Genomic DNA, 17,256 nt, shown 5'->3' on the forward strand with positions numbered 1-17,256 from the left:
GCGGACCCGGCACCTGTTGAGGCGTCGGTGCCGGGCCGCCCGTTACTGGCTGGCCCAGCCTATTGTGCGGCCAGGCCGTTGCGTCGGATCACCTCGGCGTACCAGCGGGCGCTGGACTTGGGGATCCGCGCCTGGCTGTCGTAGTCGACGTAGACCATCCCGAAGCGCTTGGTGTAGCCCCAGGCCCACTCGAAGTTGTCCATCAGTGACCAGGCGAAGTAGCCCTTCAGCGGCACACCGGCGCTGATCGCCGCGTGCGCGGCGCGCAGGTGCGAGGCGAAGTACGCCAGCCGGTCCGGGTCGTCGACCCGGCCGTCGACCACCGCGTCCACGAAGGCGGAGCCGTTCTCGGTCACGTAGAGCGGCAGGTCCGTGTACTCCCGGTGGACCCGCTCCAGCGTCTCCAGCAGGCCGGGAGCGTCGATCTCCCAGTCCATGTCGGTCACCGGCACGCCCCGGGTGACGAACCGGACGTCCTGGCTGCCCGGCCAGCACGACGGTGCCCGCCAGTACGCCTCCGCCTCGGCGCTCTCCACCGCCGCGGCGACCACGTACCGGCTGTAGTAGTTGACCCCCACCATGTCCAGCGGGGTCGAGATCACCGCCAGGTCACCGTCGCGGACGTGCCCGAAATCGGTGACCTTGCGGAGGTCGGCCTGCAGATCCGCCGGGTACGCCCCGCGCAGCACCGGGTCGAGGAAGAACCGGTTGGCCAGGCCGTCGATGCGCCGGGCGGCGTCGAGGTCCGCGGCCGAGTCGCCGGCCGGGGTGACCGGGTAGAGGTTGACCGTGATGCCGAGCTGCGCGCCGGGCCGGGCCGCCCGGACCGCCTGCACGGCCAGCCCGTGCCCGAGCATCAGGTGGTGCCCGGCCCGGACCGCGTCCGCCCCGTCCGAGCGGCCGGGCGCGTGCACCCCGGAGCCGTAGCCGAGGAATGCCGAGCACCACGGCTCGTTCAGGGTGGTGAAGTACTTCACCCGGTCGCCGAGGGCGTCGGCGACGAGCTGGGCGTAGTCGGCGAACCGGGCGGCGGTGTCCCGGGCCGGCCAGCCCCCGACGTCCTCCAGCGGCTGCGGCAGGTCCCAGTGGTAGAGCGTCAGCCACGGCTCGATGCCGTGGGCCAGCAGCTCGTCGACCAGCCGCCGGTAGAAGTCCATCCCCTCGGCGTTGGCCGGGCCGGTGCCGCCGGGCTGGACCCGGGGCCAGGAGACCGAGAAGCGGTAGGACTTCAACCCCAGGTCGGCCATCAGCCGCACGTCGGAGGGCATCCGGTGGTAGTGGTCGCAGGCCACGTCACCCGTGTGCCCGGCCACCGTCCGGCCCTCCGTGTGGCTGAAGGTGTCCCAGATCGACGGGGTCCGGCCGCCCTCGGCCGCCGCGCCCTCGATCTGGTACGCGGCGGTGGCCGCGCCCCAGAGGAAGCCGGGCGGGAAGGTCAGTTCCGGCCCCTGGTCGAGGACGCCGACGGCGGGCGGGCTGGCTGGGTTGCTCACGACTTGACGGCGCCTTCCATGATTCCGCCGATGATCTGGCGGCCGAACAGGACGAACACGACGAACAGGGGCAGGGTCGCGATCAACGTACCGGCGAAGATCTGCGAGTTGTCGGCGAAGTAGGCGGTGTTGAGGCTGCGCAGGGAGATCTGGACGGTCGGGTTGGCCGGGTCGGCCAGCACCACGAAGGGCCAGAAGAACTGGTTCCACTGTTCCATGAAGGTGAGCAGGCCGAGCACCGCGGCGGCGGGGCGCAGGGCGGGCGCCACCACGTGCCAGTACACCTTCCAGGTCGAGCAGCCGTCCACCCGGGCGGCCTCGATCAGCTCGTTCGGGACGGCCTGCTCGGCGTACTGGCGCATCATGAAGATCCCGAAGCCGCCGATGAGGAACGGCACGGTCACCGACGGCATGGTGTTGAGCCAGTCGAGCTTCGCCATCAGGATGTAGAGCGGGAGCACGCCGAGCTGGATGGGCACCATCATCGAGGCCAGGATGATCAGCAGCAGCGCGTTCTTGCCCCGGAACCGGAGCTTGGCGAAGGCGAAGCCGGCGAGGGAACCGAAGAAGACCGTGGCGATGGTGATCGTCCCGGAGACCAGGAACGAGTTCAGCAGGCCCTTGACGATGTTGGCGTCGCCGTTGTCGAGCACCCGTTGGATGTTGTCACCGAGCTTGCCGCCGGGCAGGAACGGCGGCGGCCAGGAGTTGGCCGCGTCGTTGGTGCGCGAGGCGATCACGATCATCCAGTAGAACGGGAAGAGCGACAGGATCACCCCGAAGACCAGCCCGAACCAGGTGAGCGGGCTGGCCCTCCACAGTCGTTCGGCCTGGTGACCGGCGCGGACCGGCGCGCTGGGCCGGGCGGGGGGACGGAGCGTGGTGGTCGTCATCTCGTCACCTCACTTGTCGGAGCTGATACGACGGGCCAGCAGGTAGTTCACCGTCGACATCAGCGCGATGAGCACGAAGAGCACGAGCGCGACCGCGCCGGCGTAGCCCCACCGGAAGCGCTGGTTCATCACGTCGAGCAGGTACATCGTGATGGTCTGGAACTGGCCCTCCGAACCGCCGGAGAGGCCGCCGGCGCCGCTGGTGAACAGCAGCGGCTCGGTGAAGAGCTGCAGGCCGCCGATGGTGGAGATGATCAGCGTGAAGATGATCGTCGGGCGGAGCTGCGGGACCGTGATCGACCAGAACTGGCGCCGGCGGGAGGCGCCGTCCAGCGCCGCCGCCTCGTACATGTCCTTGCTGATGGACTGCATGGCGGCCAGGTAGATCAGGGCGTTGTAGCCGACCCAGCGCCAGTCGACCATGGTCGAGATGGCGAACCAGGAGGCGAACCGGTTGGCCCGCCAGTCGATCGGGCCCATGCCGACGGCGTCGAGCGCCCAGTTGACCAGGCCGAAGTCCTTGGCGTAGATCATCGAGAAGATCAGCGCCACGACGGCGGTCGAGGTGATGATCGGCATGGCGATGGCCATCCGGAAGAAGGTCTGCGCGCGCAGCTTCCGGTTGAGCGCGTTGGCCAGCAGCAGGGCCATCAGCAGCTGAGGCACGGTGGAGAGCAGGAACATGCCGAACGTGTTGACCACCGCGTTCCAGAACTGCGGGTCATCGGTGATCAGCTCGACGAAGTTGTCCAGGCCGACGAAGGAGATCGTCGCGTTCAGCGGCGACCGGTCGGTCAGCGCGATCCAGACGGTGTACGCGATCGGGTACGCGCTGAACACCGCGAAGATCACGAAGAACGGCAGGATGTAGAGGTAGGGCGAGTACTTCAGGTCCAGCCGGGTGAATGAGGTTCCGCGGCGGCGGTGCGCGGGACGCGCGGCCCGGCCGCCATCGGCCGGCGCCGCGGCGTGCAGGTCGAGGCTCATGGGAGGTCCTTCTCCTCGGCCGGCGTCACCCGCCCACACGGGTGCCGCCGGGGGTGGACACCGCAGGTGGCGCCGACTGCCGGAGTCGACGCCACCCGCGGACGGCGGGGCCGGATCACTTACCGGCGGCCGCACCGTTCTTCAGCGCCGCCTGCCACTGGTCCTCGGCGGACTTGCCCTGCTCCACCGCGCGGAGGGTGTTCTCCACGGCGGTACGGACCGCGTTGTTCTTCGGGCCGAGGTAGACCGGCTTCAGCTCGCTGGCACCGGCGGCGAAGATCTTGCCGACCGGGGCCTTGCTGAAGTAGTCGTTCGTCGAGTCGGCCACGGCCGGGTCCGCGAGGGCCTGCGGCGAGGACGGCAGGTTGCCGACCTTCTTGAACGCCTCGATCTGCCCCTTGGCGCTGGTCAGGAACTTGGCCAGCTCCGCGGCCTCCTTCTGGTGCTTGCTCGACTTCGGCACGCCGAGGAAGGAGCCACCCCAGTTGCCGCCGTTGCCGGGGGCCTTGGCGATGTCCCACTTGCCGGCCGCCGCGTCACCGGCCTGGCCCTTGATGACACCGGTCATCCAGGCCGGGCAGGCGATGGTGGCGAAGGTGCCGTTCTTGAACCCGGCGTTCCACTCGTTCGAGAACGACTGGAGGTTGTTCGACAGGCCGGCGGCGATCATCTTGGTGGTCAGGTCGTACGCCGACTTCACGTCCGGGTTCTGGTCGATGACCAGCTTGTTGCTCTTGTCGTAGTAGGTGTAGCCGGTGCCCTGGCCGGCGATCTGCATGAGCACCACGTTGTAGAAGTTGGTCGCCGAGTCGACGAACTTGTGCTTCTTGTCGGCGGCGGCGAACTTCTGCCCGGTGGCGATGAACTGGTCCCAGGTAGGCCAGAGCGCGCCGACCTGCTCGCGGTCGGTGGGCAGCCCGGCGGCCTTGAACAGGTCGCTGCGGTAGCACAGCGCCATCGAGCCGACGTCGGTGCCGAGGCCGAGCACCTTGCCGTCGGGGGTGGTGCCCTGCTCCCACTTCCACGGCAGGAAGTTGCCCTTGAGGTCGTTCGCCCCGTAGTCGGCGAGGTTCACGAACTTGTCGGCCTGAGCGTAGAACTGGACGATGGTGCCCTCCTCCAGGGCCACCACGTCACCGGCGCCCGAGCCAGCGGTGATCTGCTGGGTCAGGCGGGTGTTGTAGTCACCCAGGCCGAGGCCCTTGCCCCGCTCCTGGATCTTGACGTTCGGGTGGTCCGCTTCGTACTGCTTGTAGAGCTCGTCGTAGCCGAAGCCCTGGTCGCCGAAGACGTCGACGACCAGGGTGACCGGGCCATCGCTCTTGCCGCTGTCCGACGACGAGTCGTCGCCGCAGGCGGTGGCGGTGGCGAGCACCGCGACGGACGCGATCGCGATGGCCGCGAACCGCCGGCGGCGGGTTGGGACGCTCATCCGAGACCCCTCTTTCGGTGGTGAGGCGATATCTGTGTGGTGGGGGGTGCTGATCGCGCGGGCTCGCCGCCGCCGACCCGACCGGTCACCGACGGAGACCCGCGAGCAGGCAGGGATGAGATCCACGCCACTCGCGGGAGCGCTCCCATGAGATTGCCGGCAGGGGTCAGGGGTGTCAATAGACCGATGGGAGCGTTCCCAGATCGTTACCGCGCCGACTCCGACCTGCGGCCGAAGCGGGGATCAGCAGAAGCGGCGCAGCAGGGTGGTGGCGCGGGTGGCGTCGAAGGCGGCCGGGTCGAAGCCCGGCCCGGCCCAGTCGCGCATGGTGCGGCGCTCCGGGTGCTCCGGATCCGCGAGAGCGGCCAGCAGGACCGCGTGCCCGGCGGGGCCGCCGATCCCCTCCGGCGGACAGGCCCGCTCCCCCACCGGGCAGACCGGGTAGCGCTCGTCCGGGTCCGCGGCGCAGACGTCCTCCACCAGCAGGTCGTGCTCCCACCAGTCGCCGAAGTCGTAGACGTACTGGAAACGGTCGCCCTTGCCCACCACCGCGTCCAGCCGGACGTCCAGCTCGTCGCGGACCGCCAGCTCACCGTCCGGGTCGGGCTCTCCGTACTGGCGCCCGTCGATCTCGAACGAATGGAGGTGGCAGTCCCGCCAGCCCATCGCGTGCTGCACCACCCGGTGCACGCGGTCGAGGGTGTAGCCGCCGGGGACCAGCACCCGCCGCCACACCGACGGCCGGGTCCCGACGAGGCTCACCTTCAGCTGGAAGATCTGCCGCGACATGCTGTCCCATCCTTCCTCGGCATAGGCTGCCCACATGATCTGCCGAGCGTGCCGGGAGCGGCGGCACGACGACTGTCCGGGCCGGAAGTGGTGCGACTGTCAGCACCGTACCCCCGAACCGACCCCTCCGGTCACCGGTCCGGCCGGCGAATGAGCGCCGCGACGTCCATCTCGCGGGCCTGGCCGGCGCCCGCGACCGGTCCGCTGACCGACCCCGAACTGGCCGCGCTCTACGGCCGCCCCGACCGGCCCCACCTGCGGGTGAACTTCGTGACCAGTGTCGACGGCGCGGTCACCCTCGCCGGCTACTCGGCCGGTCTCTCCGGCGAGCCGGACAAGCGCGTCTTCGGCCTGCTGCGGATGCTCTGCGACGGCCTGGTGGTTGCCGCCGGCACGCTGCGCCACGAGGGCTACCGCGCGGTTCGGCTGAGCGCGGACCGCCGGGCCTGGCGGCGAAAGCACGGCCTGGCCGAGTACCCCACGCTGGTGGTGGTCTCCGGCTCGCTGGACCTGGACCCGGCCCAGGCGTGCTTCGCCGACGCGCCGGTCCGGCCGCTGGTGCTCACCCGCGACGGGGTCGAGCCGCCACCCGGGCTGACCGAGGTGGCCGACCTGGTCCGCTGCGGCCCGGAGCGGGTCGACCTCGCCGCGGGCCTCGCCGAGCTGCGCCGCCGCGGGCTGGCGCAGCTGCTCTGCGAGGGCGGCCCGCACCTGTTCGGGGCGCTGACCGCCGCCGACCTGGTGGACGAGCTGTGCCTGACCGTGGCGCCGCTGCTCGCCGGCGCCGGAGCGGGCCGGATCACCGCCGGGGACGGCGGGCCGCCCCACCCGCTGCCGCTGCGGCACGTGCTGGTCGCCGACGACGGCGTGCTGATGCTGCGCTACGCCCGCGTCCCGGTCGGGTCGCCGTCCGGTGGCCCCGCCTGACCCGGCCCGGGCGGCAGCTCGGCGGGCAGCCCGAACGCCGCGAACTGGTCGACGTCCAGGAACGAGGTGAGCTCGGCGATCCGGCCGTCCCGCAACGTCAGCACGGTGATCGACCAGGGCAGGTACGGGCCGCTGCCGGTCCGGCGCAGATAGGCGGCGAGCGCGGGCTGGCCGTTCGCGCCGACCGGCAGGTGCCGCCAGCTGCCGCAGGGGCCCAGCGGCCCGGACCGGGCGAAGTCGAGGACCGCCCCAATGCCCCGGTACCAGTGCGGCATCGGCGGCATCGACCAGGTGACATCCTCGGTGAGCAGGGCGACCAGGGCCTCGGCGTCGCCGTCCTCTAGGGCGGTGGCGTACCGGACGACGATCTCCCGCAGCCGGGCGTCGTCGAGCGCGCGCAGCGTTCGCTGCTGGGTGACGGCGGGGAGCCGCGCGGCGAGCACCCGGCGGGCCCGGGCGAGCGCGGAGTTCACCGAGGTGGTCGAGGTGCTCATCATGGCCGCGATCTCGGCGGCGGAGTAGCCGAGGACGTCGAAGAGCAGCAGGGCGGCCCGCTGGTTGCCCGGCAGGTGCTGCACGGCGGCCACGAAGGCCAGCTCGACCGACTCGCGCTGCTCGTACCGGGCGTCCGGGGCGACCGGTACGGCGGCGAGGCCGGCGTCCGGATAGGGCTCGAGCCAGGCCACGTCCCGGTCGGGGCGGCTGTCCGGGACGGCGTGCGGGCTGGCCGGACCGAGGTCGACCGGCAGGGGTCGCCGGGCGCGGCCGGCGACCGCGTCCAGGCAGACGCGGGTCGCCACGGTGTACAGCCACGAGCGCAGGGAGCCCCGTCCCTGGAAGCCGGGCAGCCCCCGCCAGGCCCGCAGCAGGGTGTCCTGGAGGGCGTCGTCCGCGTCGTGGACCGAGCCGAGCATCCGGTAGCAGTGGGCGTGCAGTTCCCGGCGCAGCGGTGCGACGAGCGCGGTGAAGGCGGCCTGGTCGACCCCACCCGGCTCCCGGGACCCGGCGGCGGTCGGGGACGTGACGCTCACGAGCGACGATTCTGCCGCACCGGCGCGGTCTGGAAGGTGAACGGCTCACTCACCACGAACCCGGAGGCTCCGATGAGCAGCACATCCACCGCGTCCGCGACGACCGGCAGCCTGGCGGTCCCGGACGGGCGGCTCCACTACGAGGTACGCGGACAGGGGCCCCTCGTGGCCCTGGTCGCAGCCCCGATGGACGCCGACGCCTTCGCGCCGCTGGCCGACCTGCTGGCCGCCGACCGCACGGTGCTGACCACCGATCCGCGCGGCATCCGCCGCAGCGTGCTGCACGACCCGCACCAGGACTCCACGCCCGAACTGCGCGCCGACGACCTGTCCCGGCTCCTGGCCCACCTGGACGCCGGCCCGGCCGCCGTGCTCGGGTCCAGCGGCGGCGCGGTGACCGTCCTCGCCCTCGCCCAGGCCCACCCCGAGCAGGTGCACACGGTCGTCGCGCACGAGCCGCCGCTGCTCGGTCTGCTCGACGACCGGACGGAACTGCTGGCCCGGGAGGACGACATGATCGCCACCTACCTCGCCGGGGACCGGCTCGGCGCCGGACGCAAGTTCCTCGCCAACGCGAACATCCACCTGCCGGAGGAGCTGGTCCTGGCCATGTTCGGCGGCCAGCCGGAGCCGCAGGCCGCCGCCGACGAGCACTTCCAGTACGTGCACATGATCCGCGGCACGACCCGGTTCCGGCCCGATGTTGCCGCCCTGCGCGACGGCCCGACCCGGGTCGTGGTCGGACTGGGCGAGACGTCGACCGGCCAGGTCTGCGACCGTACCTCCCGCGCGCTCGCCGCGGCGCTGGGCGCGGCCCCGGCGTTGTTCCCCGGCGGGCACATCGGGTTCGTGGAGGACCCGGCCGCCTTCGCCACCCGGCTGCACGCGGTGCTCGCCGAGGGCTGAGCCGGGTCGAGCCGGCCGGGGCCGGCACGACGACGGGCGCGGGATGCCGCTGGATCCCGCGCCCGTGCCGGCGGAGCGCCGCCGCCCGGCGTCGGCGGCGGAGGAGTCCGCCGACGCCGGGTCAGACGATCAGTTGACGGAGACGGCCGACCAGGCGGCGGCCACCGTCTGGTACTCGGTGCTGGTGCTGCCGTACAGGTCGGCGGCGGCCGACAGGGTGGCGGTGCGGGCGCCCGAGTAGCCGGTGCGCGAGGTCATGTACGTGGTGAGCGCGCGGTACCAGATCGCGGCGGCCTTGGCGTTGCCGATTCCGGTCACGGTGCTGCCGTTGCAGGTCGGGCTGTTGCCGTACGAGGACGAGCCGCTGCCGACGGCGAGCAGGTAGAAGAAGTGGTTCGCCACGCCGGAGGAGTAGTGCACGTCCAGCCGGCCGACCGACCGGCTCCAGCAGTCGGCGGAGGAGCCGTCCTTGGAGGGCTTGTCCATGTAGCGCAGCGGGGCGCCGCTGGTGCGCAGCTTCTCGCCGATCAGGTAGTCACCCGGGTCCTTGGCGTTGTTCGCGTAGAACTCGACCATGGTGCCGAAGATGTCGCTGGTGGCCTCGTTGAGGCCGCCGGACTCGCCGCTGTAGCGCAGGCCGGCGGTGTTGCTGGTGACGCCGTGGCTCATCTCGTGACCCGCCACGTCCAGCGAGGTCAGCGGATACCAGCCGGAGCCGCCGTCGCCGTAGGTCATGCAGAAGCAGGAGTCGTCCCAGAACGCGTTGGCGTAGTTGGTGCTGTAGTGCACCCGGCTGTACGCGGCCTTGCCGTCGTTGCGGATGCCGTTGCGGCCGAAGGTGTTCTTGTAGTAGTCCCAGGTCTCGGCCGCGCCGTAGTGCGCGTCCGCGGCGGTGGTCTGCCGGTCGGCCAGCGTGCCGTCACCGAAGACGTTCGCGGCGTTGGTGACCAGGGTGCCGGTGCCGCTGGTGCCACCGTTCAGGTCGTAGGTCTTGTGGCCGCCCCGGGCGCCGTCGTTGAGCTGGTAGGTCCCGCCGGAGAGGGTGGTGCCCACCGCGACCGAGCCGGAGTGGAAGGTATTGCCGGTGCCGTCGGTCTGGATCGCGTCCCACGAGTCGCGGACCCGGCCCGTGGTGGCGTCGACCAGCACGTTGAGCCGGCTCGGGGTGCCGTCGGCGCGCACGCCGCTGACCACGACCTGGTACGCCAGGGCGGTGTCGGCCCCGTCGGCGTCGTAGACGAGCTGGCTGCCGTCGACCCGGGCGCCGGTGGCGGTGGCGGTGGCCAGCGCGGCGCGGCCGGCGGCCGCCTCGCTGATCTTCGCCTTCGCGCCCCGGCTCGGGGCCGCGGCCAGGGTCTGGCTGGCGCCGCGCCAGGTGTTGCCCTTGCCCAGGTGGACGACCGTGTCACCGCCCAGGACCGGCAGGCCGTCCTGGTAGCGGTGCAGCCGGACGTGCTGGGTGCCGTCGGCGTCGGTCAGCACCTTCTGCAGGGTGAACGACTGGCCGTCGGCGACGAGTGCGCTGCCGGAATGGGCCTTGAGCTGGGCCACCGCGCGGGTGAACGGGTCACCGGACGCGGGGGCTGCGGAGGCGGTGGCGGGGAGGCTGCCGGCGGCGGCCAGCAACGCGGCCGTGGCCAGGCCGCCCAGGAGAGTGGTACGACGCATGGAACACCTACCTTCACGAGGACTGCCGGTCGGGGGGGTGCCGACCGACGGTGATCCGTCGACGGAGGAGACGACGGATCGGCCACGCCCGGGCGGGTGGCACGGGCGTGGCGGCGCACGAGGTATCGATGGAGGAAAGATCCTCGATGCGCTGTTGCACATTCTTGCGCCCGCCGGCCCTTTTCTGTCACGCCCTTTGGCCAAGATTTTTTCCACCCGCCCACGCCAAGCGCCTTAACCTGGACAAATGCGTGCTCCGCAGCGGGCCGGGGCGGATCCGGCGGGAGTCGACCGGCCACTGCTCGCCGGCGGGCTGCTGGTCGCCTCGGGCCTGGTCGACGTGGTGGCCGCCTACGCCAACACGACGGCGGACCCGTTCATGGTGCTGACCAGACGCGGGGTCTACCAGCTCGACATCACCGGCTGGGCGTGGCTGCACGTGGCGCTCGGGGCGGCGGTGGCGCTCGCCGGGCTGCTGGCCGTCACCGGCCGGCGCGGCACCGCCGCCACGGCGATCGGGTGCGCCGCGCTGGCGGTCGTCGTGGACGTGCTGCTCTTCCCGTACGCGCCGGTCCGAGCGCTCTTCGTGGTCGCGCTCACCGGTGCGGCCGTCCGGCTGCTGCTCCGCCGGCACCGCGCCGTACGGGCCGGCGGCTGAGGCGGGTCAGCGGGGTTCGCAGATCCGGCCGGTGAACGCCGGGTCGGCCTCCCGGGTGGCCGCCCACACCGGGTTGACCACCAGCGCCAGCGGCGGCGCCTGCCAGGCGGAACCCAGCCGCTGGAACAGGTCGTACTCCCGCCTCGGCCGGTCGATCCGACCGCCGGCCAGGAAGTCGACCACCCGGTCCTCGGCGGCCCGCCGGCCGATCAGCCCGCCGTGGAAGGCGGGCAACTGGAACACCGGCACCTGGCTGTACTCGCCCGGCGGCGCCTCCGCCGCGCTGGAGGTCGGCAGGAACGCCACCATCCGGACGCCGGGCACCGGGCAGAGCGTGCGGTTGCGGTAGAAGGGCGCGTCGATCAGCACCGACCGCACGAACGGCTCGTCCGGTCCGCTCCTCACCTCGCGGCCCAGGTTCGCCAGCCAGAAGATCCCGCGCAGTTCCCACCCGGCGGCCACGCCCCAGCCGCTGTGTCCCGGCGGCGGATAGTAGGCCCGCCCGGGCTGGATCAGCGGGCTGAACAGCATCACCGCCTCCACCGGCGTCGGCTTCGACCACTTGTCCAGGTAGGTCCGCGCCACCATCGCGCCCTCGCTGGAGCCGAGCAGGGCGATCGGCCGACCGGTCCGCCGGTGCAGCGCGTCGACCTGCGCGGCCAGCAGCACGGCGCTGGAGTCCAGGGTGCGGTGGGTGGCCTCCGGGGCGTACGGCAGCGGGCGGCCCCCGCGGTCGAGCCCCGCGTAGGAGAAGCGCTCCACCCGGGGGTCCACCGGCGGCCGCCCGTTCCACTCCGAGTCGTGCCCGGCGATGACGATCACCGCGTGCGGCACCCGGTCGGGAAGCCGTTCGCTGACCACCGGCGGCGTCCACTCCCCCGGCGTGCCCAGCGCGAGCCCGATGAGCGACTGCGCCGCCACCGCGCCGGCCATGGTCAGGACGATGGCCACCGGCGCCACCGGCACCCGGGGCCAGCGGATCCGCGCCGGCAGCGCCGCCGCCGCCACGGTCTGCCGCCAGAGCAGGCCGTTCGCCGCCCCGGCCAGCGCCGTCACCGGAACGCCCCACCAGCCGCGGGTGCTGGAGATCAGCGCCCCCGCGAAGGTGAGCACGGCGAAGTTGAGCACCGACCAGCCGAGCAGTTCGATCGTGGGCAGCCCGCGCCACCAGGTCCCGACCACCCCGGCGCGTTGCAGGAACGGGGCGAGCACCAGCATCGGGACCAGCGAGGCGAGCAGGTACCAGGAGAGCGCGACCACCGAGAAGGCGACGGAGAGCGCGGCCCACGGTGAGATGATCACCGCGGCGAGGGCGGCGACCTCCAGGTTCCGCCGGACCAGCCAGCCGAACGGGGGGCGCTGCACCTGCGCGGGCCAGGCCAGCGCGGTCAGCCCCGCGGAGAGCAGCCCGCGCACGGCGGTGAGGCCCACCAGCCCAAGCAGGAAATGCCACCACGAGTTGTGGTAGACCAGCAGCCAGCGCAGGTCGTGGTACGAGTCGTACGGCCAGACGCCGGTCGCCTGGGGGGCGAGCGCGCGGGCCCCGGTGAAGCCGATGCCGGACAGCACGGCCGCCTCCAGCACCGGCGGCAGCATGGCGAGCAGGAGCAACATGGCCAACCGGCTCCTGGTCGATTCCACCGCCGCTCCTCGCGCCCCGGGTCCTCCGGCCCCCCTGCGCAGGATCTCGCGAATCTGCCCGGTCGGTGCCGGAATTCGCGGACCGCGAGCCGTACGGACGGTCAGCGGTCGACGGCGCTGCGCGAGCCGACCGAACGAGCGGGGTGGCGTCCGCCGCGTCGCGTGGCAACCTGTCGCATCCCTCGGGCAGGATGCTCCTCGTGCGCCGCGACCGAGACGACCAGCCGACCGGAGACCGCCGATGACCGACGACCTGCTCGACGGCCCCGGCGACGGGGTCGGCCGGGTGCTGGGCACCGCCGACGCCACCCCGCTCACCTTCTGGACGGCCGTCTCCCCCGGCAGCTACCTGCAACTCGACGACGTGGTGGTGACCCGGCGCGAGCTGCCCGACCGCGAGCCGGTGACCATCGCCGGCGTGGTCACCCAGGTCCGCGCCCGGCACGAGGGGGCGCAGTTCGACTCCGACGTCTTCGCCATCGCCGACGGCACGCTGCCGGCCCAGGTGCAGGAGGCCGCCGAGATCACCACCACCCGGGTCGACCCGGAGTTCTACGTGCCGCCCACCCCCGGCGCGGTGGTGCACCGGGCCGAGGGCGACGCTCGGGCCCGGGCGCTGCACTTCGACCGGATGGAGCGGCGCATCCCGATGGGCATGGGCCGCGACGGCGTCCCGGTCTACCTCAACGCCGACTTCCTCGACGGCACCCGCGGCGCGCACGTCTCCATCTCCGGCATCTCCGGGGTGGCCACCAAGACCAGCTTCGCCACCTTCCTGCTCTACTCGGTCTTCCGCTCCGGGGTGCTGGGCGGCGACGCGGTCAACGCCAAGGCGCTCATCTTCAACGTCAAGGGCGAGGACCTGCTCTTCCTCGACCACCCCAACGCCCGGCTCGACGACGACACCCGGGCCGGGTACGCCAAGCTCGGCCTGACCGCCGGGGCCTTTCCCGACGTCCGGGTCCACGCGCCGCCCCGGGTCGGCGACTCCTCGGGTACGCCGGACGTGAGCAGCCGGCTCACCGGGGTGGACAGCTTCTACTGGACGCTGAGCGAGTTCTGCGCCGACCGCCTGCTGCCGTACGTCTTCGCCGACGCCGACGACGAGCGGCAGCAGTACACGATGGTGGTGCACTCGGTCGCCGCCCACCTGGCCCGGTACGGGCAGCCCGCCGACGGCGGGGTGAGCATCGACGGGGTGCGGCTGGGGTCCTACGCCGACCTGGTCGACCACATCGTCGAGCAGCTCAACGACGACGAGACCCGGGGCGACTGGGCGGGCAGCGCGGTCGGCCTGGGCACGGTCAACGCCTTCGCCCGCCGGCTGATCGGCAGCAAGAAGGACCTGGGCCGGCTGATCCGCGGCGACCTGGCCACCCGCCGCCCGCACAGCATCAACACCTCGGAGAGCGCGCAGGTCACCGTGGTCGACCTGCACAACCTGCCGGACCGGGCGCAACGCTTCGTGGTCGGCGTGACGCTCAAGAGCGAGTTCGAGCGCAAGGAGAAGGCCGGCACCGCCAAGCCGCTGCTCTTCGTGGTGCTCGACGAGCTCAACAAGTACGCCCCCCGCGAGGGCTCCTCCCCGATCAAGGAGGTGCTGCTCGACATCGCCGAGCGGGGCCGCTCGCTCGGGGTGATCCTGGTCGGCGCGCAGCAGACCGCCAGCGAGGTGGAGCGGCGGATCGTCACCAACTCGGCGATCCGGGTGGTCGGCCGGCTCGACCCGGCCGAGGCGTCCCGCCCGGAGTACGGCTTCCTCCCGCCCGCCCAGCGACAGCGGGCGCTGCTGGCCAAGCCCGGCACCATGTTCGTCAACCAGCCGGACATCCCGGTCCCGCTCTGCCTGGAGTTCCCCTTCCCCGCGTGGGCGACCCGGGTCTCGGAGGCCGGCCGGGCGCCGTCGGAGACGCTGCGCTCGATCACCCAGGCGGCCGATCCGTTCGCGGTGGTGGGCTCCGGTTCCGGGGCCTCCGACGACGACATCCCGTTCTGAGGTGGCTGAGGCATGAAGATCCTGCACACCTCCGACTGGCACGTCGGCAAGGTGCTCAAGGGGCAGTCCCGGGCCGAGGAGCACAAGCAGGTCCTCGCCCAGGTGATCGAGATCGCCCGCACCGAGCGGCCCGACCTGGTCATCGTGGCCGGCGACCTGTACGACACCGCCGCGCCCACCCCGGAGGCGACCCGGCTGGTCACCCGCGCGCTGACCGCGCTGCGGCGGACCGGGGCGGACGTGGTGGCGATCGGCGGCAACCACGACAACGGGCAGGCCCTCGACGCGCTGCGACCGTGGGCCGAGGCGGCCGGCATCACGCTGCGCGGCAGCGTACGGGACAACCCGGCCGAGCACGTCATCGACGGGGTCACCGCCGACGGCGAGCGCTGGCAGCTGGCCGCGCTGCCCTTCCTCTCCCAGCGGTACGCGGTCCGCGCCGTGGAGATGTACGAGTTGACCGCCGCCGAGGCCAACCAGACGTACGCCGACCACCTGGGGCGGGTGCTCGCCCGGCTCGCCGAGGGCTTCACCGAGCCGGACCGGGTGCACCTCGTGACAGCGCACCTCACCGTGGTCGGGGCGAGCACCGGCGGTGGGGAGCGGGACGCGCACACCGTGCTGGGCTACGCGGTCCCCGCCACCGTCTTCCCCGGCACCGCGCACTACGTGGCGCTTGGGCACCTGCACCGCTCCCAGCGGGTGATCGGCCCCTGCCCGATCCGCTACAGCGGCAGCCCGCTCGCGGTCGACTTCGGCGAGCAGGAGAACGTCGGCTCGGTGACGGTCGTCGAGGTGACCGCGACGACCGCCGCGCAGGTACGGGAGGTGCCGGTGCCCGGCGCGGTGCCGCTGCGTACGGTCCGCGGCACCCTCGCCCAGCTCGCCGAGATCGACGCCCCGGAGGGCTGGCTGCGGGTCTACGTCCGCGAGCAGCCCCGCGCCGGGCTGCGCGAGGAGGTGCAGGAGCTGCTCCCCCGCGCGCTGGAGATCCGGATCGACCCGGAGCTGGTGCCCGCCCCGGGCAGCGGCACCCGGACGGCCCAGCGGGCCGGCCGGTCCCCGCGCGAGCTCTTCGCCGACTATCTGGGCAGCCGGGGGCACGCCGACGAGGGCGTCCAGGAGCTCTTCGACGAGCTGCTCGAGGAGGTCGACCACTGATGCGGCCGATGCGGCTGGACATGGCGGGCTTCACCGTCTTCCGCGAGGAGACCACCGTCGACTTCACCGACGCCGACTTCTTCGCCCTGGTCGGGCCGACCGGGTCCGGCAAGTCGACGGTGCTCGACGCGATCTGCTTCGCCCTCTACGGCACCGTGCCCCGCTGGGGCGGCGCCCGGGGGCTGGGCAACGCGCTCGCCCCCTCGGCCACCGAGGCCCGGGTGCGGCTGGTCTTCGAGTCCGCCGGCGACCGGTACGTGGCCACCCGCGTGGTCCGCCGGGACGGCCGGGGCGCGGTGAAGACGGCCAACGCCGGGCTGCAGCTGATGCCGCCCGGCTTCGACGTGACCAAGCTCGACACCGGGCTCAGCCCGGAGGACCTCGGCGAGGTGGTGGCCGGCACCCCCGCCGAGATGGAGCGGGCGGTGCTGGACGCGGTCGGCCTGCCGTACGAGCAGTTCACCAGTTGCGTGGTGCTGCCGCAGGGGCAGTTCGCCGACTTCCTGCACGCCAAGCCGGCCACCCGGCAGCAGATCCTGGTCAACCTGCTCGGCCTCGGCGTCTACGAGGAGGTGCAGAAGAAGGCCACCGAGCGCGCCGGCCAGGCCGAGGCGAAGCTGGAGGCGGTGGACCGGATGCTCGGCGGGCTCGCCGACGTCGACGACGGGGCCCTCGCCGCGGCGCGGCAGCGGGTCGACCGGATGCGCGAGCTGGCCGGGGCGGTCGCGGCCGCCGTACCGGAGCTGGATCGGGCCCGGGCGACGGCGCGGGAGCAGGCGACGGCGCTCGCCGCGCTCGACGCGGAACTGGCCGTGCTGGCCGGCGTCCGGCCCCCGGACGGGACCGCCGAGCTGGCCCGGGCGGTGGCCGACGCCCGGACGGCCGCCGACGACGCCGCGGCGGCGGTCGGGCTGGCCGAGGAACGCGAGGAGAAGCTGCGCGGCGAGCTGGCCACGGCCGGCGACGAGAGCGCGCTGCGCCTGCTGCTGAAGGCGCACGCCGACCGGGAACGGCTGACCGGCGAGGTGGCGACGGTCGGCGCCGCGGTGGGCGCGGCGCAGGCCGAGCACGACGTGGCGGCCGGCGCGCTCGCCGAGGCCCGGGCCGCCGCCGAGCGGGCCGAGGCGCACCTGGAGGCGGCGTTCCGGGCGCACGAGGAGGCCAAGGCCACCGATCAGGCGGTGGCGCTACGGGCGCACCTGGCCGACGGGGACGCGTGCCCGGTCTGCGAACAGGTGGTCCCCCGGGTGCCGGCGGTGCCGGAGGGATCGGCGGTGGCCGGCGCGATCGAGGCCGGCCGGTCGGCCCGGGCGGCCAGCGAGGCGGCGAAGCGGGTGGTGCAGGAGCGCGACGCCGCCGCGCGCGAGCTGGACCGGGTGCTGCTGCGCGCCCGCACCGAGCACGACCAGCTCCGGGCCCGGCTGACCGAGCTGGACGCCCAACTCGTTGGCGCGGCCGCGCCGGAGACGCTGCGGGAGACCCTGGCCGAGCACGCCCGGCTGCGCCGCGCCCTGGAGGAGGCGGCCGGCGCGGTCCGGTCCGGCCGGGACGCCGCCCGCCGAGCCCGGGGCGCGCTCGACGGGGCGGAGGAGCGGCTGCGCCGCGCGTGGCGGGACTTCGACGCCACCCGGGACCGGCTAGCCCGGTTCGGCCCGCCCGCCGCCGACCGCGACG

At 73.1% G+C, this 17,256-nt stretch carries 14 protein-coding genes; 6 read left to right on the top strand and 8 right to left on the bottom strand.

Features of this window, described 5'->3' with window-relative positions; all coding sequences use genetic code 11:
- Positions 1-59: 59 nt before the first annotated feature.
- The 5 genes from EFE23_RS20680 to EFE23_RS20700 form a co-directional block, all read right to left on the bottom strand.
- Complete coding sequence (locus EFE23_RS20680; protein ID WP_123242596.1) at positions 60-1,493, bottom strand: GH1 family beta-glucosidase; 1,434 nt, start codon at positions 1,491-1,493, stop codon at positions 60-62.
- Positions 1,490-2,386, bottom strand: a complete 897-nt coding sequence (locus EFE23_RS20685) for a carbohydrate ABC transporter permease (RefSeq protein WP_123242597.1) — start codon at positions 2,384-2,386, stop codon at positions 1,490-1,492. Before EFE23_RS20685 ends, EFE23_RS20680 begins: the two co-directional genes overlap by 4 nt.
- A 9-nt stretch (positions 2,387-2,395) precedes the next feature.
- Positions 2,396-3,373 carry a carbohydrate ABC transporter permease gene (locus EFE23_RS20690; RefSeq protein WP_123242598.1) on the bottom strand — a complete coding sequence of 326 codons (978 nt, stop codon included), beginning with the start codon at positions 3,371-3,373 and terminating at the stop codon, positions 2,396-2,398.
- Positions 3,374-3,488: 115 nt separating this feature from the next.
- Complete coding sequence (locus EFE23_RS20695; protein ID WP_123242599.1) at positions 3,489-4,805, bottom strand: ABC transporter substrate-binding protein; 1,317 nt, start codon at positions 4,803-4,805, stop codon at positions 3,489-3,491.
- 243 nt (positions 4,806-5,048) lie between these two features.
- Complete coding sequence (locus tag EFE23_RS20700; protein WP_123242600.1) at positions 5,049-5,594, bottom strand: plasmid pRiA4b ORF-3 family protein; 546 nt, start codon at positions 5,592-5,594, stop codon at positions 5,049-5,051.
- 150 nt (positions 5,595-5,744) lie between these two features.
- Between EFE23_RS20700 and EFE23_RS20705 the strand changes: the two genes are divergently transcribed.
- Positions 5,745-6,521, top strand: a complete 777-nt coding sequence (locus tag EFE23_RS20705; RefSeq protein ID WP_123242601.1) for a pyrimidine reductase family protein — start codon at positions 5,745-5,747, stop codon at positions 6,519-6,521.
- On the opposite strand, the gene EFE23_RS20710 is transcribed toward EFE23_RS20705, so the two are convergent.
- Positions 6,476-7,552 carry a sigma-70 family RNA polymerase sigma factor gene (locus EFE23_RS20710; RefSeq protein ID WP_123242602.1) on the bottom strand — a complete coding sequence of 359 codons (1,077 nt, stop codon included), beginning with the start codon at positions 7,550-7,552 and terminating at the stop codon, positions 6,476-6,478. The genes EFE23_RS20705 and EFE23_RS20710 overlap by 46 nt on opposite strands.
- Before the next feature lie 72 nt (positions 7,553-7,624).
- Between EFE23_RS20710 and EFE23_RS20715 the strand changes: the two genes are divergently transcribed.
- Complete coding sequence (locus tag EFE23_RS20715) at positions 7,625-8,458, top strand: alpha/beta fold hydrolase (RefSeq protein ID WP_123242608.1); 834 nt, start codon at positions 7,625-7,627, stop codon at positions 8,456-8,458.
- A 129-nt stretch (positions 8,459-8,587) separates the two neighbouring features.
- Here the strand turns inward: EFE23_RS20715 and EFE23_RS20720 are convergent, their stop codons facing one another.
- Complete coding sequence (locus EFE23_RS20720) at positions 8,588-10,126, bottom strand: M4 family metallopeptidase (RefSeq protein WP_123242603.1); 1,539 nt, start codon at positions 10,124-10,126, stop codon at positions 8,588-8,590.
- A gap of 247 nt (positions 10,127-10,373) precedes the next feature.
- On the opposite strand from EFE23_RS20720, the gene EFE23_RS20725 reads away from it, so the two are divergent.
- Positions 10,374-10,784, top strand: a complete 411-nt coding sequence (locus EFE23_RS20725; protein ID WP_123242604.1) for a DUF7144 family membrane protein — start codon at positions 10,374-10,376, stop codon at positions 10,782-10,784.
- Positions 10,785-10,790: 6 nt separating this feature from the next.
- On the opposite strand, the gene EFE23_RS20730 is transcribed toward EFE23_RS20725, so the two are convergent.
- Positions 10,791-12,398: an alpha/beta fold hydrolase gene (locus EFE23_RS20730; protein WP_123242605.1), complete on the bottom strand. Its 1,608-nt coding sequence runs from the start codon at positions 12,396-12,398 to the stop codon at positions 10,791-10,793.
- 268 nt (positions 12,399-12,666) lie between these two features.
- Here EFE23_RS20730 and EFE23_RS20735 point away from each other — a divergent pair, with 268 nt between their 5' ends.
- The 3 genes from EFE23_RS20735 to EFE23_RS20745 all read left to right on the top strand — a co-directional run.
- Complete coding sequence (locus EFE23_RS20735; RefSeq protein ID WP_123242606.1) at positions 12,667-14,421, top strand: ATP-binding protein; 1,755 nt, start codon at positions 12,667-12,669, stop codon at positions 14,419-14,421.
- 12 nt (positions 14,422-14,433) lie between these two features.
- A complete protein-coding gene (locus EFE23_RS20740) occupies positions 14,434-15,582 on the top strand; it encodes an exonuclease SbcCD subunit D (RefSeq protein ID WP_123242607.1) in 1,149 nt (382 codons plus the stop codon).
- Positions 15,582-17,256 (top strand): AAA family ATPase (locus tag EFE23_RS20745; RefSeq protein WP_148058496.1); only part of this gene is annotated, 1,675 nt, incomplete at its 3' end. The genes EFE23_RS20740 and EFE23_RS20745, both read left to right, overlap by 1 nt.

Origin of the sequence: Micromonospora solifontis (assembly GCF_003725545.1) — a bacterium.
GTDB lineage: Bacteria > Actinomycetota > Actinomycetes > Mycobacteriales > Micromonosporaceae > Micromonospora > Micromonospora solifontis.

Excerpts from the sequence above, each read along its gene's own strand:
- EFE23_RS20685 (WP_123242597.1), bottom strand. The coding sequence starts at position 2,386 with ATGACGACCACCACGCTCCGTCCCCCCGCCCGGCCCAGCGCGCCGGTC.
- EFE23_RS20690 (WP_123242598.1), bottom strand. The coding sequence starts at position 3,373 with ATGAGCCTCGACCTGCACGCCGCGGCGCCGGCCGATGGCGGCCGGGCC.
- EFE23_RS20695 (WP_123242599.1), bottom strand. The coding sequence starts at position 4,805 with ATGAGCGTCCCAACCCGCCGCCGGCGGTTCGCGGCCATCGCGATCGCG.
- EFE23_RS20700 (WP_123242600.1), bottom strand. The coding sequence starts at position 5,594 with ATGTCGCGGCAGATCTTCCAGCTGAAGGTGAGCCTCGTCGGGACCCGG.
- EFE23_RS20705 (WP_123242601.1), top strand. The coding sequence starts at position 5,745 with ATGAGCGCCGCGACGTCCATCTCGCGGGCCTGGCCGGCGCCCGCGACC.
- EFE23_RS20715 (WP_123242608.1), top strand. The coding sequence starts at position 7,625 with ATGAGCAGCACATCCACCGCGTCCGCGACGACCGGCAGCCTGGCGGTC.
- EFE23_RS20720 (WP_123242603.1), bottom strand. The coding sequence starts at position 10,126 with ATGCGTCGTACCACTCTCCTGGGCGGCCTGGCCACGGCCGCGTTGCTG.
- EFE23_RS20725 (WP_123242604.1), top strand. The coding sequence starts at position 10,374 with ATGCGTGCTCCGCAGCGGGCCGGGGCGGATCCGGCGGGAGTCGACCGG.
- EFE23_RS20730 (WP_123242605.1), bottom strand. The coding sequence starts at position 12,398 with ATGTTGCTCCTGCTCGCCATGCTGCCGCCGGTGCTGGAGGCGGCCGTG.
- EFE23_RS20735 (WP_123242606.1), top strand. The coding sequence starts at position 12,667 with ATGACCGACGACCTGCTCGACGGCCCCGGCGACGGGGTCGGCCGGGTG.
- EFE23_RS20740 (WP_123242607.1), top strand. The coding sequence starts at position 14,434 with ATGAAGATCCTGCACACCTCCGACTGGCACGTCGGCAAGGTGCTCAAG.